This window comes from Corallococcus sp. bb12-1 (assembly GCF_026626765.1).
GTDB lineage: Bacteria > Myxococcota > Myxococcia > Myxococcales > Myxococcaceae > Corallococcus > Corallococcus terminator.
Genome location: NZ_JAPNJZ010000001.1, coordinates 166,116 through 182,261, shown reverse-complemented (window position 1 = coordinate 182,261; position 16,146 = coordinate 166,116). Strand labels below are relative to the sequence as shown.

12 protein-coding genes are annotated in these 16,146 nt (G+C 70.5%); 8 read left to right on the top strand and 4 right to left on the bottom strand.

Annotation, left to right across the window (positions count from 1 at the left end; all coding sequences use genetic code 11):
- Positions 1-165 precede the first annotated feature (165 nt).
- The 7 genes from OV208_RS00755 (at position 166) to OV208_RS00725 (ending at position 10,041) form a co-directional block, all read left to right on the top strand.
- On the top strand, positions 166-822 hold the full coding sequence (locus OV208_RS00755) for a carboxypeptidase-like regulatory domain-containing protein (protein WP_267571854.1): 657 nt from the start codon (positions 166-168) through the stop codon (positions 820-822).
- On the top strand, positions 819-1,637 hold the full coding sequence (locus OV208_RS00750; RefSeq protein WP_267571853.1) for a hypothetical protein: 819 nt from the start codon (positions 819-821) through the stop codon (positions 1,635-1,637). The genes OV208_RS00755 and OV208_RS00750 overlap by 4 nt, the downstream gene beginning before the upstream one ends.
- A gap of 49 nt (positions 1,638-1,686) precedes the next feature.
- Positions 1,687-3,111: a hypothetical protein gene (locus OV208_RS00745; RefSeq protein WP_267571852.1), complete on the top strand. Its 1,425-nt coding sequence runs from the start codon at positions 1,687-1,689 to the stop codon at positions 3,109-3,111.
- A 15-nt stretch (positions 3,112-3,126) separates the two neighbouring features.
- Positions 3,127-4,560 (top strand): hypothetical protein, encoded by a 1,434-nt coding sequence (locus tag OV208_RS00740; RefSeq protein ID WP_267571851.1) that lies wholly within the window; start codon positions 3,127-3,129, stop codon positions 4,558-4,560.
- Positions 4,561-4,722: 162 nt separating this feature from the next.
- On the top strand, positions 4,723-7,509 hold the full coding sequence (locus OV208_RS00735) for a hypothetical protein (RefSeq protein ID WP_267571850.1): 2,787 nt from the start codon (positions 4,723-4,725) through the stop codon (positions 7,507-7,509).
- Positions 7,510-7,653: 144 nt separating this feature from the next.
- A complete protein-coding gene (locus OV208_RS00730; RefSeq protein WP_267571849.1) occupies positions 7,654-8,529 on the top strand; it encodes an alpha/beta fold hydrolase in 876 nt (291 codons plus the stop codon).
- 108 nt (positions 8,530-8,637) lie between these two features.
- The gene (locus OV208_RS00725) at positions 8,638-10,041 is read left to right on the top strand and encodes an FAD-binding oxidoreductase (protein WP_267571848.1); all 1,404 of its coding nucleotides are present in this window, start codon (positions 8,638-8,640) and stop codon (positions 10,039-10,041) included.
- On the opposite strand, the gene serA is transcribed toward OV208_RS00725, so the two are convergent.
- The 4 genes from serA to OV208_RS00705 form a co-directional block, all read right to left on the bottom strand.
- Complete coding sequence (serA, locus tag OV208_RS00720) at positions 10,038-11,291, bottom strand: phosphoglycerate dehydrogenase (RefSeq protein WP_267571847.1); 1,254 nt, start codon at positions 11,289-11,291, stop codon at positions 10,038-10,040. The genes OV208_RS00725 and serA overlap by 4 nt on opposite strands.
- An 11-nt stretch (positions 11,292-11,302) precedes the next feature.
- Positions 11,303-12,994 (bottom strand): sensor histidine kinase, encoded by a 1,692-nt coding sequence (locus OV208_RS00715; protein ID WP_267571846.1) that lies wholly within the window; start codon positions 12,992-12,994, stop codon positions 11,303-11,305.
- 206 nt (positions 12,995-13,200) lie between these two features.
- A complete protein-coding gene (locus OV208_RS00710) occupies positions 13,201-14,847 on the bottom strand; it encodes a serine protease (RefSeq protein ID WP_267571845.1) in 1,647 nt (548 codons plus the stop codon).
- Between the two features lie 119 nt (positions 14,848-14,966).
- Positions 14,967-15,344: an STAS/SEC14 domain-containing protein gene (locus tag OV208_RS00705; protein WP_120542677.1), complete on the bottom strand. Its 378-nt coding sequence runs from the start codon at positions 15,342-15,344 to the stop codon at positions 14,967-14,969.
- Positions 15,345-15,541: 197 nt separating this feature from the next.
- Here OV208_RS00705 and OV208_RS00700 point away from each other — a divergent pair, with 197 nt between their 5' ends.
- Positions 15,542-15,946 carry a hypothetical protein gene (locus OV208_RS00700; protein WP_267571844.1) on the top strand — a complete coding sequence of 135 codons (405 nt, stop codon included), beginning with the start codon at positions 15,542-15,544 and terminating at the stop codon, positions 15,944-15,946.
- The last annotated feature ends 200 nt before the right edge of the window (positions 15,947-16,146 follow it).

Genomic DNA, 16,146 nt, shown 5'->3' with positions numbered 1-16,146 from the left:
ACCCGGGGTCTTCAATCCCTGTCGGGTCAAAGACGTCCCACTCCATCCCGTGGGTGATGGGCGGACGCGTGAGGTCATGCGAGCGTACACTGGACAGGCACGGCGTAGCGTTGGACAGGCCGGGAACCGGGGGGCCAAGAGATGATCGACGAAGTCGATCAACGCATGAAAGCGTGGGTAGGCCGTATCGCCACGGAGGCCCCCGTGTACCTGGGCGTGCCCGACCGGGACTCCCTGGAGCGGGGTGTCTGTCTTTACCTGCTGGAGCTGGGACCGGCGCCCCTGTCTCGCCCCGGCAAGCGGAACATCCTGCAATTCTCCGTCTGCTATCTGGTGACGGTGGGCGCGGACACGCCGGAGCGCGCGCACCGGCTGCTGGGCGACCTGGTCTTCGCGGCCATGGGCGACAAGGACATCGAAGTGGACCTGAGCCCGGTGCCGGCCGCGCTCTGGGCGGGACTGCGTTCGGTGCCGCGCCCCGCCTTCCGCCTGCGGGTGCAGGTGCGCAAGGAGCAACCCCTGGCGGAGGTGCGGTGTCTGTCATTGGTGGACAGCGCTCCCTCTCCGGGTGGGCTGCTGGGCCAGGTGGTGGGGCCCGGGGACGTGCCCATCCGGGGCGCGTGGGTGGCGCTGCCCTCCCTGCAACTGAGCACGCGCACGGATGCGCAGGGCCACTTCCAGTTCCCGCGCGTGCCGTCCGCGAAGTCACTGGGCCGGCTGGAGGTGCGGGCCGAGGGCGAGCTGCTGGCGGTGGATTCGGAGGTGCTCGGCACGGGGACGACGCCGTTGATCATCCGGATGCCCGTGAAGGAGGACGGATGACGCGCGGTGCTCCTCAAGCCGAAGCCGTGGGGGACTGGGTGCCTCCACTCCGAGCGCGTCGCCACCTGGCCTGGGTGCTGGCCCTGGCGCGCTGGGTGAAGGGCTGGGCGGAGCGGGTGCTGGCCGAACATGCCGCGGCGCTCGCGAAGGCCACGGTGGTCCTGGGCGGGGCGCGGGTGCGTTCGATGCCCGTGCACGAGCCGGACGTGACGCTGCTGCCGGTGGCGGCGCCGGCGCCGTTGTGGCCTCCGCGCCTGGAGGTTTCCAGCGCCGCGCCACCGGCACCTCCCGTGGCGCCCGAGGCCCTCCGGCGTCTGTCGGAGCCGTTGGATCCCGACGCGCCCACGCCGCGCCTGAATACGCTGCGGTGCGTGCCCATGGCGGACGGCGCTTCCCCCTTCGACCTGGATCCGGAGGGCGGCACGCCTCCCAGGGCACCGCCCGGCGTGCCCTTCGGCTTCGATCCGGATGACCTCCTGCCCGCGGAGCCCGGGGCGGTGGTGGCGCTCGCGCTCGACCCCGCGGCCCTGCTCCAGGCCGCCGCGCTTCCCCTCCCCGACATGACGGTGCGTCCCGCTCCGTCGCTTCACGAGGCGCCCGCCGCCGCGCCGCGCCCGTTGCAGGCCGTGCCCGCGCTTCCCAGGGGGGGCCCGGCGCGGGAACTGCTCGCGCTCCTCCGAGAGTCCGAGGGCACACCCACCCAGCCCCCCGTGCCCTGGCTCGAAGGCCCTCCGCCGCCTCCCGCCGGGTCCACCGACGCGCAGGAGGTGCTGCGTCAGTGCGAACGTCTGGAATTGGAGAAGCCAGGGCAATAGGCCGGGTGTCCAGACGCCCGCGTCGCGCGAGGCTATGCTTCGCGGCGCGATGTCCCAGCGCTCCCGACCCAGCCCCGACGCTTCAGGCCTCATCAAGGCGTCCGACGCCGAGCGCCAGTTGGAAGGGCGCGCGGAGCTCATCACCGCGGCCGTGAGCCCCCACGAGGAATTGGAGGCGCTGCTGTCCGGTCGTCGCTGGCGGCGGGCCTTGCTGAAGCGGCCAGCACTGGTGCCCGCGCTCGTGGCCCAGGCGGAGGCGCTGAAGGAAGCGCTGGAGCGGGTCCACCGTCGCGCGGTGACGGCGGCATGGGAGGAGTCCACGCCCGTGTGGCGGGAGGCCCGGGAGCTGTCGGCGCGGCGTGAACGGCTCACCGTCCTCGCGCGGCGCAGGCTGGAGTCCCTGGCCGAGGCGCCTCCGGACCTCCACCTCGAAGAGGTCCTGACGCGGCTGGATGCAGGGGTGCGTCAGTCCGCGAGCTGGGAGTTGACCCCGGGCGAGGTGCTCGCCTTCGAGACCGACGCCCGCTGGCATCCCGGCCGGCGTCTGATGCGGGGACTCATCCCCCATCCGGAACGCCGCCCCTCCGCGGTTCCCTATTTCGTGCTGGTGGGGTTGGGCGTGTTGGGCGCGTTGTTGATGGCCGACGCTCCCCTCTCGCTCCGGGATGCCGCACCCGCGCTCTTCATGATCGTCACCTTCGGGTTGATGGCGACCATCGTGGGGTCCGTGCTGTGGCCGCTCGTGCGTTCGCTGCTGTGGCCCCTGCTGGGCTCCGGTCAGGTGCGGATCACCAGCGAGCGGTTGCTCTGGAAGCCGGCCTTCGGTGCGCCCCAGGCGGTGCGATTGGGCACGATTCCCGACGGTGGCATCACCGTGGATGGCTTCACGCTCGACCTGCGCGTGAAGGGCGACCGGCAGCTGCATGCGCGGACGGTGTTGGATGCCGTGGAAGTGGCCGCGCTCCTGGAGTTGCACCGACAGCCGCCCCTGCGCGGCGCGGCGCGGCGCGGGGTGCGCCTGGAGAGGGTGGCCATCCTCGCCGCGACGCTCGAGGAGGGGGGGCAGGAAGAGCAGAAGGGGCACTGCGTGCTGCACCCCGGGGGCGTGTCCTTCATCCCCGAACAGCAGGGGCCGAAGGCCCTTCAAGCCATCACCGGCAAGTCCACGTCGCTGGAGGCGTTCCACGCGGATGGGGTGTTGGAAGCGCTGCGCTGGTTGCCCCGGGCGGAGTTCGACGCGTGCGTGGCGCGCGTGGTGAAGGCCACGGGCGGCACGTCCTGGGACGCGCGGTCCGCGAGACATGTTCCGGAGACGTCGGCGTCGAAGGAGGTCCGCATCGAGTCTGGCAGGAGCGTGTTGAAGGGCGAGCGGGTGTGGGCCCAGGAGGCGGCCGTCGAAGCCGTCCTTCGGGACTGGTCCTCGGGGGCCCGGTTTCCACGGCTCCGGGGCCCCTTCCGCCAACGCCAGAAGTAGCGCCCGCGCGGGACCATGCTTCGCGGCCCGAAATCCCATCGCCCCCGGTCGGGCACCGATGCCACGGATCTCACGGCGTCCGACACCGAGCGCCAGCTCGAAGGACGCGCGGAGCGCATCGCCGTGGTGCTGCGTCCCCATGCGGAGCTGGAGAAGCTGCTGTCCGGACGGCGTTGGCGGAAGGGATTGCTGAAGCGGCCGGAGCTGGTGCCCGCGCTCGTGGCCCACGCGGAGGCGCTGGAAGAGGCGCTGGAGCGCGTCCACCGTCGCGCGGCGTCGGAGGCCTGGACCGGGGAGGTCCCCATCCTACGGGCCGCCCGGGAGCTGTCGGCGCGGCGTGAGCGGCTCGCGGTGCTCGCGCGGCGCAGGCTGGAGTCCTGGGTCGAGGTGGCTGTGGACCTTCCACTCGAAAAGGCGCTGACGCGACTCAACGCACTCGTGCGCCAGCCGGTGAACCGGACGCTGGTCGCCAGCGAAGTGCTCGCCTTCGAGTCCGCCGCCTGGTGGCGCCCGCGCTGGCGGCGGTTCGAGACGGCGTTTCCCCGGGGACTCCCACGGCTTCCCGTCTGGGCACCCTACGCGGTGGGCGCGCTGGGCTTCCTCATCGCGCTCACCCGGTTGCCCGGCATCCGGTGGGTGGGGCTGGGACTCTTCGCGCTGGGCCTCGGGGCGGCCGGGTTGAGCGTCCTCGTGCGCGTGCTGCGAGGGCCGCTCGGGCGTTGGATGCTCTGGCCGCTCCTGCGTCCCTTGCTGTGGCCCGTGCTGGGCCTGGGACGGGTGCGGCTCACGAACGAGCGGTTGCTCTGGCTTCCCGTCTTCGGTGAGGCCCAGGAGGTGCGATGGGCCACCATCGCCGATGATGGCCTCCGCGTGGATCCCGACACGCTCGACGTCCGCGTGAAGGGGACCCGGCGGCTGCACGCTCGCGGCCTGTCGAAGGACGCGGAGGTGGTCGCGCTCCTGGAGCTGCACCGCCTGCCGCGCCTGCGTGAGGCGGCCCTCGCCGGCCTCCGACTGTGGGGACAGGTGGCCGTCCTTCCCGCGACGCTCGGAGGCCATCCCGGCCATTGCGTGCTGCGCCCCCAGGGCCTGTCCTTCATTCCCCAGCGCACGGGGCCCGAAGCCCTGGGCGCGCTCACCGGGAGGCCCACATCGCTGCGAGGCTTCGACGCGAACCGGCTGGTGGAGGCGCTGCGCTGGTTGCCGGAGGCGGAGTTCGACGCGTGCGTGGCGCGCGTGGTGGAGGCAACGGGCGGCACGTCCTGGGCCGCGAAGGATGCGCGCTACGTCGAGGGGACGCCCGAGTGGGGGGAGATCCGCATCGAACGCAGCACCCAGGAGGTGCTGGTCGGCCGGGTGACGGGAGTCCAGGATGAGGTGTTGCGGGGACTCCTGGACGCATGGCCCCGGCGCAAGTGGCGGAGGTTCTTCTGGCCGTCCCACTGGTGACCGCCCCCTACGCGACCCGCCGGCCATCCTGGTTGCGTTGAGAGGAAGTCATTGCGCCGTGCAACGACTTCCACCGGGTCCAGGCCCACCCGTTCCCCAACTCCAGACGCCCCAACCACAGTCGAAGCGGGGGTCACCCGCCCCCCTTCCCAGAGAGACATCATGAACCCCAGACACCCGGCCGTGCGCCGTGGCGTGGCGCGAGCCCTGTCCGCCGCGCTGCTGCTGTTGAGCGTCACCGCGTCCGCGCAGCACTTCACCGTCTTCGAGAGCGGTCAGGTCCGCCCGCTGTCCCTGTCTCCCAACGGCCAGTGGCTCTTCGCGGTCAACACGCCCGACAACCGGCTGGAGATCTTCCAGGTGGGCACCAGCGGCCTGACGCACACGGGCTCGGTGCCGGTGGGCCTGGAGCCGGTCGCCGTCGCCGCCCGCACCCATGACGAGGTCTGGGTCGTCAACCACCTGTCCGACAGCGTGAGCATCGTGCGCGTGGACTCAGGGGGGCACGGGGGCGCCGTGACGCGGACGCTGCTCGTGGGGGATGAGCCCCGCGACATCGTCTTCGCCGGCACCGGGAAGAAGCGCGCCTTCATCACCGCCGCGCACCGGGGACAGAACACGGGGTTCGACCCGCGGCTCACCACGCCGGGCATCGGCCGGGCGGACGTCTGGGTGTTCGATTCGGAGAGCCTGGGCGCGACGCTGGGCGGCACGCCGCTCACCCGCATCACCCTGTTTGGAGACACGCCGCGCGCGCTCGCGGCCACGCCCGACGGCTCGCGCGTGTACGCGGCGGCGTTCCACTCCGGCAACCGCACCACCGTCATCCACGAGAGCCTGGTGCCCAACGGCGGCGAGTCCGTGGGCGGCGTCCCCGGGCCCAACGTCAACCACCAGGGCCTTGCCGCTCCGGAGGTCTCCGTCATCGTGAAGTACAACGGCGCGGACTGGGTGGACGTGCTCAACCGCCCGTGGACGTCCTACGTGCGCCTGTCCCTGCCCGACAAGGACGTGTTCGCCATCTCCGCCACGGCCAACCCGCCCGTGCAGGTCGCGGGCGCCGCGGGCTCGTACGCGGGCGTGGGCACCATCCTGTTCAACATGGCCGTCAACCCGGTGAGCGGGAAGGTCTACGTCAGCAACACCGAGGCCCGGAACGACCTGCGCTTCGAAGGCCCCGGCACCCTCCTGGGCAGCACCCTGCGCGGCCACCTGCACGAAAGCCGCATCACCGTGCTGGGCAGCGCGGGGAGCGTCGTGCCCCGTCACCTCAATTCCCATATCAACTACGCCGCGTGCTGCGCGGCCACGCCCAACACGGAGAGCGAGAAGAGCCTCGCGCAGCCCACGGGCATGTCGGTGACGTCCGACGGCGCTACGCTCTATGTCGCCGCGTTCGGTTCGTCGAAGCTCGGCGTGTACGCCACCTCCGCGCTGGAGGCCGGCACCTTCGTGCCGAGCACCGCGAACCAGATTGAATTGAGCGGCGGCGGCCCCACCGGCCTCGTGCTGGATGAGGCTCGCAACCGCCTCTATGTGCTCACGCGCTTCGACAACGCCATCTCCGTCGTCAACACCACGACGAAGACGGAGGTGGCCCACCTGTCCCTGTTCAACCCGGAGCCTCCGAGCGTGGTGCAGGGCCGCCCGTTCCTCTACGACGCGCGCTCCAGCTCCAGCCACGGTGATTCGTCCTGCGGCAGCTGCCACATCTTCGGCGACTTCGACAGCATCACCTGGGACCTGGGCAACCCGGATGGCAACGTGACGGCCAATGGCAACCCCATCGTCCCGGTGCTGGCGGAGTTCGGCACCGACCCGACGTTCGGCCAGGACACGGCCTTCCACCCGATGAAGGGGCCCCTGTCCACCCAGAGCCTTCGCGGCATGGCGAACCAGGGCCCCATGCACTGGCGCGGGGACCGCACCGGCGGCAGTGCGGCGCCGAGCCTCCAGCCCAACGGCGGCGCCTTCGACGAGGTCGCGGCCTTCAAGCAGTTCAACCCGGCGTTCATGGACCTGCTCGGGCGCAGCGCCCAGTTGACGACGGCGGAGATGCAGAAGTTCTCCGACTTCATCCTCCAGGTGGCCTATCCGCCCAATCCCATCCGCAACCTGGACAACTCGCTCACGTCGTCACAGCAGGCGGGCCGGGACTTCTTCGTCAACACCACCAGCTTCTTCCAGGGCTCGTGCGAGGCCTGCCACCGCGTGGACATCAACGCCAACCCGGGAGAGGGCCCCTTCAAGGGCTTCTTCGGCACGGACGGGAAGAGCTCCTTCGACGCGGAGCCGCTGTTCCCCAAGGTGCCGCACCTGCGCAACATGTACCAGAAGGTCGGCATGTTCGGCGCGGGCTTCCCCTTCGGGAACACGCCGACCGACCCGTTCCTCGGGGACCAGGTGCGAGGCATTGGCTTCAACAGCGACGGGGCCATCCCCACGCTGTTCCTCTTCAACAGCGGCTTCGACTTCCACCCCATCTTCAACGCGGTGGGCATCCCGGACACGCCCGCGGGCTTCCAGGCCAAGAAGGACCTGGAGCAGTACATGTTCGCCTTCGAGACAAACCTGGCGCCCATCGTCGGACAGCAGGTGACGCTCACCTCCACCAACGCCACGGTGGCCGGGCCGCGCATCGACCTGCTGGTGGCGCGCGCGAACGCGGGCGAGTGTGACCTCGTCGCGAAGGGCCGCGCGGGCACCTACGAGATGGGCTTTGTCTACGTGGGCAGCGGGCTGTTCAAGACGGACCGCGCGGCGCTGCCGCTGGTGCCCGCGGCGTCGCTCCGCTCGGCCGTCGCCGCGAACCACGGGCTGCTGACGTACACCTGCACGCCTCCGGGCTCCGGGGTGCGCGTCGGCATCGACCGGGACCTGGACGGGTTCTTCGACGGGGATGAACGGACGGCGGGGACGAACCCGGCGAACCCGGCCAGCCACCCCTGAAGTGAGGTGACGTGAGGGGCCTGCGGCGGGGAGGGGGTGTGCCGTCTTTCGGACGGACGGCCTTCCGGTACGATGGTGCGTGGGTGCGGTGATGCGCACCTTCGCGCCGCTTGGACACCTCCCCGCTTCGCGAAGGAATGCCCCATGGACACCGAAGTCGAGTCCAGCAGCGCGCACGATGGCAAGATTTCCGGCAGCTACCTGACCACGAAGGACGGCACCCAGCTCTACTTCAAGGACTGGGGCCCCAAGCACGGTCAGCCCATCGTCTTCTCCCACGGCTGGCCCCTTTCGGCGGATGCCTTCGAGGACCAGATGATGTTCCTGTCCGAACTGGGCTACCGCACCATCGCGCACGACCGCCGGGGCCACGGGCGTTCCTCCCAGCCCTGGGGCGGCCACGAGATGAACACCTACGCGGATGATCTGGCCTCGTTGACCCGTGCGCTCGACCTGCGCAAGGCCATCCATGTCGGCCACTCCACGGGCGGTGGCGAGGTGGCGCGGTACATCGGACGGCATGGGACTTCGCGCGTGGCGAAGGCCGTGCTCATCAGCGCCGTGCCGCCCATCATGATCAAGACGGACTGGCACCCGAACGGGCTGCCCATGGAGGTCTTCGACGGCATCCGCGCCGGTATGAAGAAGGACCGCTCCAGCTTCTTCAAGGAGCTGAGCCTGGCGTTCTACGGCTTCAACCGGCCCGGCGCGGAGGTCTCCGAAGGCTTGCGCGAGAGCTTCCGGCTCCAGGGCCTGATGGGCGGGCTGAAGGCCGAGTACGACTGCATCAAGGCCTTCTCCGAAACCGACTTCCGCGAGGACCTGAAGCGCTTCGACGTGCCCACCCTGGTGCTGCATGGGGACGATGATCAGATCGTCCCCATTGACGGTGGGGGGCGGCTGACGGCGAAGCTGGTCAAGGGCGTGGTGGCGAAGGTCTACCCGGGCTTCAGCCACGGCATGTGTTCGGTCAACAAGGACGTCATCAACAACGACCTGCTGGCCTTCATCAAGGGGTAGGCGCCGCAGGGCCTGCCCGGACGCAGCGGGTACGATTTCGGGCCCCCGGGCCCGGGGATGCCTCCTCCGGACTTGTCACGCCGGGGTGCGTGCAATACGCCTGCACCCATGTCCACGCCCGCGCTGCCCGCTGACTTCCTCCGCGCCATCGCCGAGTCCTTCCCCGGCGACTTCCTCACCCGCGAGCCCGCGGAGCTCCAGGAGTACGGCCGCGACTGGACGCGCGTGTACACCCCCGCTCCGGGGGCGGTGGCCTTCCCCCGCTCCACGGACGAGGTCGCCCGCTTCATGGCCCTGTGCCACCAGCACCGCGTCGCCGTGGTGCCCTCCGGCGGGCGCACGGGCCTGGCGGGCGGGGCGGTGGCGATGAAGGGCGAGGTGGTCCTGTCGTTGAAGCGGATGACCCGCATGGACCCGTTGGACCTGCTCGGCAACACGGTGCGCGTACAGGCGGGCGCGGTGACGGAGGCGGTGCACCAGCACTGCGCCCCGCATGGCCTCACGTGGCCGGTGGACTTCGCCTCCAAGGGCAGCAGCACGGTGGGCGGCAACATCGCCACCAACGCGGGCGGCGTGAAGGTCATCCGCTATGGCCTCACCCGGCAGTGGGTGCTGGGGCTCCAGGTGGTGACGGCGCAGGGGCAGGTGTTGGAACTCAACGGCGCGCTGGAGAAGAACAACACCGGCGTGGACCTGCGCCAGCTCTTCATTGGCAGCGAGGGCACGCTGGGCATCATCACGGAGGCCACGCTCAAGCTGACGCGGCTGCCGGGCAAGCAGGACGTCTTCCTCTTCGCGGTGCCGGACGTGGCCGCCGTGCTGCGCCTGTTCCGCGACGCGCGTCAGGCGCCGCTCGCGCTGTCCGCCTACGAGTTCTTCACCGACAAGTGCCTGGCCCGCGTGCAGCGCCACCGCAAGCTGCGCTCGCCCTTCGAAGCGCCCAGCGGCTGCTACGTGCTGCTGGAGTCCGAGGGCGGGGACCCGGCGGCGGTGGAGGCGTGGCTGGGCTCTCTCTTCGAGCGCGGGCTCGTCACCGACGGAACGCAGGCGCAGGGCGTGGGGCAGGCCGCGGAGCTGTGGTCGCTGCGCGAATCCATCAGCGAAAGCCTCTCCGCCACGGGCGTGCTGCACAAGAACGACATCTCCCTGCCGGTGGCGAACCTGGAGGCGTTCTGCTCGGAGCTGGACGCAGTGTTCGCCAGCCGCTACCCGGGCTGGGAGATCTGCCTCTTCGGCCACATTGGCGACGGCAACCTGCACGTCAATGTGATGAAGCCGGACGCGGTGGAGAAGGCGGACTTCTTCGCCCACGCGAAGAAGTCCGACCACGCGATGTTCGACCTCGTGCGCAAGCACGGCGGCAGCATCTCCGCCGAGCACGGCATCGGTCTCTTGAAGAAGGACTACCTGGACTACACGCGCGCGCCCGGAGAGCTGGAGCTGCTGCGCACCCTCAAGCGCGCGTTGGATCCGGAAGGCATCCTGAACCCCGGGAAGATATTGGACGCCTAGGAGACGATGCGCGTCTTGATGTCCGTCTCCAGGCCGGCGATGGCTTCGCACACCTGCTGGGACACGTCCTGGTCCAGGTCCATCACCAGGTAGCCCACGTTGGCGTCGGTGCTCAGCACCTGTGCGTGGATGTTGGCGTTGAAGTCGGACACGATGCGGTTGATGTCACGCAGCACGCCCGGCGTGTTGCGGTGCACGTTGATGATGCGGTGGGTGCCCGGGTTGATGGGCGCCTCCACGTTGGGGAAGTTCACCGCGCCCGTCGTCGCGCCGCCCTTGACGAACTTGAGCAGCGACGTGGCCACCTCCTTGCCAATGGACGCCTGCGCCTCCTCCGTGGAGCCGCCGATGTGCGGCGTCAGCAGCACGTTGGGAATCCCCTGCAGCTCCGTGACGAAGCCATCCGAGTTGCCCTCCGGCTCCTCCGGGTACACGTCCACCGCCGCGCCGCCCAGGTGCTTGGAGCGCAGCGCTTGCGCCAGCGCCGGGATGTCCACCACCGTGCCCCGGCTGGCGTTGATGAGGCACGCGCCCGGCTTCATCGCCTGGAACTGCTCTGGCCCCATCATCATTCGCGTGGAGGACAGCGCCGGCACGTGCAGCGTCACGAAGTCCGACTCCGCCAGCAGCCCGTTCAGCGTGGGCACCGACCGCGAGTTGCCCAGGGGCAGCTTCGTCATCACGTCGTAGTAGAGGACGCGCATGCCCAGCGACTCGGCCAGCACGCCCAGCTGCGAGCCGATGTGCCCGTAGCCGATGATGCCCAGCGTCTTGCCGCGCACCTCGTGGCTGCCCGTGGCCACCTTGCGCCACTGTCCGGTGTGCACCTCCCGGCTGCGGTCGAAGAGCTGGCGCGTCAGCACCACCACCTCCGCCAGCACCATCTCCGCCACGCTGCGCGTGTTGCTGAACGGCGCGTTGAACACCGGCACGCCGTGCACGCTGGAGGAGAGCAGGTCCACCTGGTTGGTGCCGATGCAGAAGGCGCCAATCGCCAGCAGGTCCTCCGCGTACTTGAGCGACTCCTCCGGCACCGTCGTCTTGCTGCGGATGCCCAGCAGGTGCACGCCCCTCAGGCGCTCCGCCAGCTCCTCCGGCTTGAGCGCGGAGGACGTGCGCTCCACCTGGAAGCCTTCCGCCGCCAGCATCTCCTGGGCGGAGGCGTGGATGTTCTCCAGCAACAGGACGCGCAGCGGACCCTGGTTGTTGACGGGGCGGCGGGGCGACGGCGGGAAGCGGGGTGTGCTCATGGCGCCTTGCGTTAGATCTGGCTTCCCAGGCTGTCAAGTCCTGGGTGGGCAGGGAAGTCCCCGGGGGGTAGGGGCAGCGTGAAGGTGAACGTCGTGCCTGCCCCTTCGTCGCTGGCCACGGCGAGTTGACCGCCGTGGGCGGTGACAATGCCACAAGCGATGTAGAGGCCCAGGCCGCTTCCCTGCTCCGCGGTGTCCCGTGCCTGCCAGTGACGTTTGAAGAGGTGCGCCTGATCCGCCTGGGGGATGCCGGGGCCGGTGTCGCGCACGGACACGCGCACCGCTTCCCCGTCGCGCGTGGCGGACACCATCACGGTGCCGCCCCGGGGCGTGAACTTCACCGCGTTGCCCAGCAGGTTCGCCAGCACCTGGAGGACGCGCGGCCGGTCGCAGAAGACCCGCAGCTCCCCGGGGACGGTGTGCTCCAGGCGGAGGTTCCTTTCCGTGGCCTGGGACGCCACCAGCTCCAGCGCCTCCCGGGTGAGCGCCTCCAGGGGTTCGGGCATCCGGTCCATGACCAGCTCCCGGCCCGCGTCCAACCTCGCCGCGTCCAGGAGTTGGTGGATGAGGTCCTGCATGCACCGGGCGGCCCGGTCGATGGAGTCCACCTGCTGCTGGAAACCTTGCGTGCCGGGCGTGGCCTGAAGCCGCCGGGCCAGCAACCGGGTGCCCAGCCGTATGGTGGTCAGCGGGTTCTTCAGGTCATGGGACACGACGGCGAGCGCGTCCTCGCGCGCCTGGGAGGCCTCTTCCGCGCGCGCGTGCAGGCGGGCGTTCTCCTGGGCCAGCCGCCGCTGGGTCCGGGCGTCGTCCTCGCTGCGCGCCTCGGAGCGCTGCTGTTCGACTTGCAGCGCGTTGAGCCGCGCGGCCGCGCGCCAGACGACGAAGGCCAGCACCACCGTCTGCGCCACCTCCAGGATGGACCACGCCAGCCTCGGGTCCAGGGCTTCCTGCCGGATGGCCCGGTCCACCAGCAGCACGCCCAGCACGGGCAGCAGCAGCGCCGGCAACAGCCGCCGGGCCATCATCCCGCCGGCCCCCGCGCGCAGCACCACCGACACGAAGCCGCGCTCCGGGCGCAGCAGCACGGCGCCCACCGCGAGCAGCATCAGCCCCACGGCCGAGTGCACCGCGGTGCCCGTGCCGTACGCGTCGAACTGGTAGAACCGCCGCTCCTGGAACGTGTAGGCCAGCAGCAGGGTGAACGACACCCCCAGCGCCGAAAGCGCCAGCGCCTGGAACACCCGGGCCCCCCTGCCGGGCGCGTCCCGGAGCGCCAGGGCCAGCCCGAGCAGCAGCAGGCCCGTGGCCGTCTGGGGAGAGGTCCTCCCGCCCAGCTCCCGCAGCAGCCCGTGCGCCGCGACCGTGCTCCACGCATAGGTCGTCAGGACGAGCCCGGCCTGGAGCGCCACGGCGAGCCCGAGCAGGCTTCCGGCTCGACGCCACCCGGGCCGCTTCGTCCCCAGGGCCAGCTCCGCGAGGGCCGTGAACATCAGCCCCAGCGCCGTCATGGGCACCATCGCGGGGAAACCGGGCCGCACCTGGGTCAGCACCCGGCTGTCCGCGGCCCAGCCCACCAGCACAGCCAGCCCCAGGACGAGCGTCAGTGCCGCCGCGCTGGTCGCCAGCACGCGCGCACGTCGCCAGAGCTGTTGTTGTCGCTCGTCTTGTCCTTCCACTTCCACCTGTCCTTCCACTGCCACGCGGGGGCTTCGGAGAAGTTGGAACCCTTCAACCCAGGTCGGTCCCTCCGCGCCCGCTGCCCGGCGGCTCCCAGCCGCCCGGCCCGTGTGCCCTCCAGGCATGCCCGCCTCACGGCTGTCCCCCTGAAAACCCCGGGCCCGCCGCTCCCCACGGTGCGTGGAGAGGGACGGGCCCGGGAAGCAGACAGGAGCAGCGGGGGTGCGGACTACTGGGCGGTCCAGGCCAGCGTGCCGCTGCACGCGGAGGCGCCGAAGCAGCCGATGCGGATCTGATACGTGCCGCCCGCGCCCGCGGGCACGGTGTAGGCCGCGTGGGACAGCGAACCGCACGCGTCGTCGTTGAACGTCACCTGCTGGCCGGCGGCGTTGAACAGGCGCACCACCGTGTCACCCGTGCCGGAGGCGCCCGTCACGCCGCAGCTGCCGAAGGACAGCGACTGCCCGGCGGTGAGCGTCACGTCCGAGTTCGCCGTGTTCTGCGTGGCGTTGGCGGTGTTGCTGACGTCGAAGGGCGCGGAGCCGTTCGCGGGGGTCGTGGTGCCACCGGACGTCACTTCCCAGGAGACGGTGCCGCCGCAGGCGTCGTTCTGGTAGCAGCCGGCGCGGACTTCATAGGTGCCCGCGACGGTGGCCGTGTAGGTGATCTTCGAACCCGTGCCGCCGCACGCGTCGTCGTTGGAGGCGACCTCCGCGCCGGACGGGCCGCGCAGGCGCAGGTACGAGTCGCCGGTGACGGCCGCGTTCTCGACGCCGCAGGTGCCCACGGTGAGCTTCTGTCCGGCCGCGAGCGTCACCGTGCCGTTGACGGTGTTGCGCGTGGCGCTGGCGGTGCTGGTCGCGGTGAAGGTGTACTTCGTGGGCACGGGGGGTGTGCCGTTGCACAGCCGCACGTTGTTGGGGTTGCGCGCGCAGAACTCCGTGATGGCGTTGTGCACGTAGATGATGCCTTCGCCCTCGCAGGCCGTCTCCGCGCACGTGTTGACCACGTTGCAGCTGCCGCGCGACACGTAGTCCACGTCGCCGAACACCAGGATGCCGGCCACGGTGTTGTTGACCGTCTCGTACACGCCGGAGCCGGAGTTGCCGGAGAAGGTGTCCGTGGTGGCGATGAAGTAGTCCATGTACTCCGCGTTGTTCTCACGCACGGAGCCGCCCGAGTCGATCTTGAACGGGATGCCGCTGCCGCTGCCGATGACGGCCACGTTGGCGCCCGCCGCCAGGGGCGCGTTGCCCGGGCGCACCGGCGCCGGGGTGAAGCGCGGCGCGGCCGAACGGTCCAACTGCAGGATGGTGAAGTCCACGTAGGTGTCCTCCGTCTCATCGCTCAGGTGCCGCGCCAGGATGGCCTTGCAGGTGAAGATGTCCTGGGTGGTGACGGTCTCCAGGGTCCCCGCGGCGGTGCGGTAGTACTTGAAGACGAAGCGCGCGCTCTTGCAGTCCGCCAGGTCCTCCACGCAGTGGCCCGCCGTCAGCACCAAGTCGTCGTCGATGAGCGTGCCCGAGCAGTAGGCCGCCGCCGGATCACTGCGGAAGCGCTGGTCGGTGCACAGGTTCTCGTACTGGCCCAGCGTCTGACCGTTGAACGTGACGTTGTTCGGGTTGGTCGTGTTGAGCGCCGAGGGCGACATGATGGCCACCGTCGACTGCCGGGCACGGTCCTGCAGCACGGTGCTGGGGTGGTCGTAGACGTCCTTGCGATCATCCGCGCCGTAGACGACCGGCGAGCTCGACTCGGACAGGGGCGTCTGTTCCGGGGCGCCAGATTCGGCGGCCGGTCCGCAGGCCAGGGCGGTGAGGGTACACAAGAGGGTGCCGAGCAGCTTCACTCGGAAGGCGGGGACGGACTGGGACATGCGGGGCGACTCCTGACGGTGCGGCGACAGACACAGCAAAGGAATGGGGTGTTACTGTAATACGAGAACCGACCTGTGCGGTCGCATGGCTTCCGCACGGCGAGGGAGGTTCGGTGCCGCTAGTCGGCGTCGGGCGCTTCGAGCCAGGCCAGCGCTTCGGCGCGGGTCTCGAAGGTCTTCGCGGGGATGGTGAGGCCGGCGTTCTTGGTCATGCGCCAGGCCTGCAGGCCGCTGCCGGGGTCCACGACCACGCGCGCGGAGCGCATCATGCCGCGCTGCTGGGCGTACGCGTTCAGCCGCGCCATCTCCCCCACCACCGTGGAGGGCATCACCCGCAGCTTGGATTGGTCCACCAGGGCGGACCACTCCTTGCCGGCGCGCGCGGTGATGTCCTTCTTCAGTTGCTCGACGTAGTCGGCCACGTCCTTCGGCGTCACTTCCGAAGGGTAGATGACCTCAATGATGTCGTGGGGCAGGTGGGCGATTTCAATCTTCATGCGCGGTACGGCTCTCCAGGCGGGGCGCGCCATCCTAACCGCAGTGCCTGTCGTCGGATACCGGACGCCCGCAATCCCTTGGCCGGGCGGGCACGGGATGTCAGACCTTGCTGGTAGATCCGTCTGTGCCAGCTCGACCGGACCCGGTGCGTCACGACGCGCGCCGACGAAAGGAAGCAGCCGGCAAGGGGGAGGTCATGCGAACGAAGCTGTATGTCCTGGGCGCGGTGCTGGGCGCCGCGCCGGGCGTGCCGTCCGCGCTGAACGCGTTGGGGGGCACGCCGTCACTGGAAACCCATCCCGGGACGCGGGGTGTGGGGGCGGACCGGGCGGGGGTGTCCGGCAACCACGCGGTGGTGGCGCCGCTGCCCATGGAGAAGGCCCGCGTCGACGGGGGCGCCAGCGTGGATGCGGGCACTGGCGGGTCCGGGGAAGCACGGCCGGACGCGCCGGACACGGGCCACCGCACCCGCGCCTTGGAGGCGCCGGTCCACCCGTGTGAGCTCATCACCATCGTGCAGGTGCCGTGCGATGAGACGCGGGCCACCTGCGAGTACACGTACTGGGAGTGCCCGGAGCAGTCCCACCCGTTGAGGGTGTGAAACGGGCGGCGGCCTGCCTGGCCGCCCTCCGCTTCCCGGCCCGGCCTGTCCTCTTCGACAGGCCGGGCCCGGGCGGCGGGTCCCGCCTGCCATCACGTTTCCCCTTCGAGCGCCTCGCGAAGGTGCCGTGGGGGCCCCGGGACTGACACGCGGTGGGGGAATGCCTGCTCCCGCGCCCGCGTTGTCCGCGAACGTTGCGT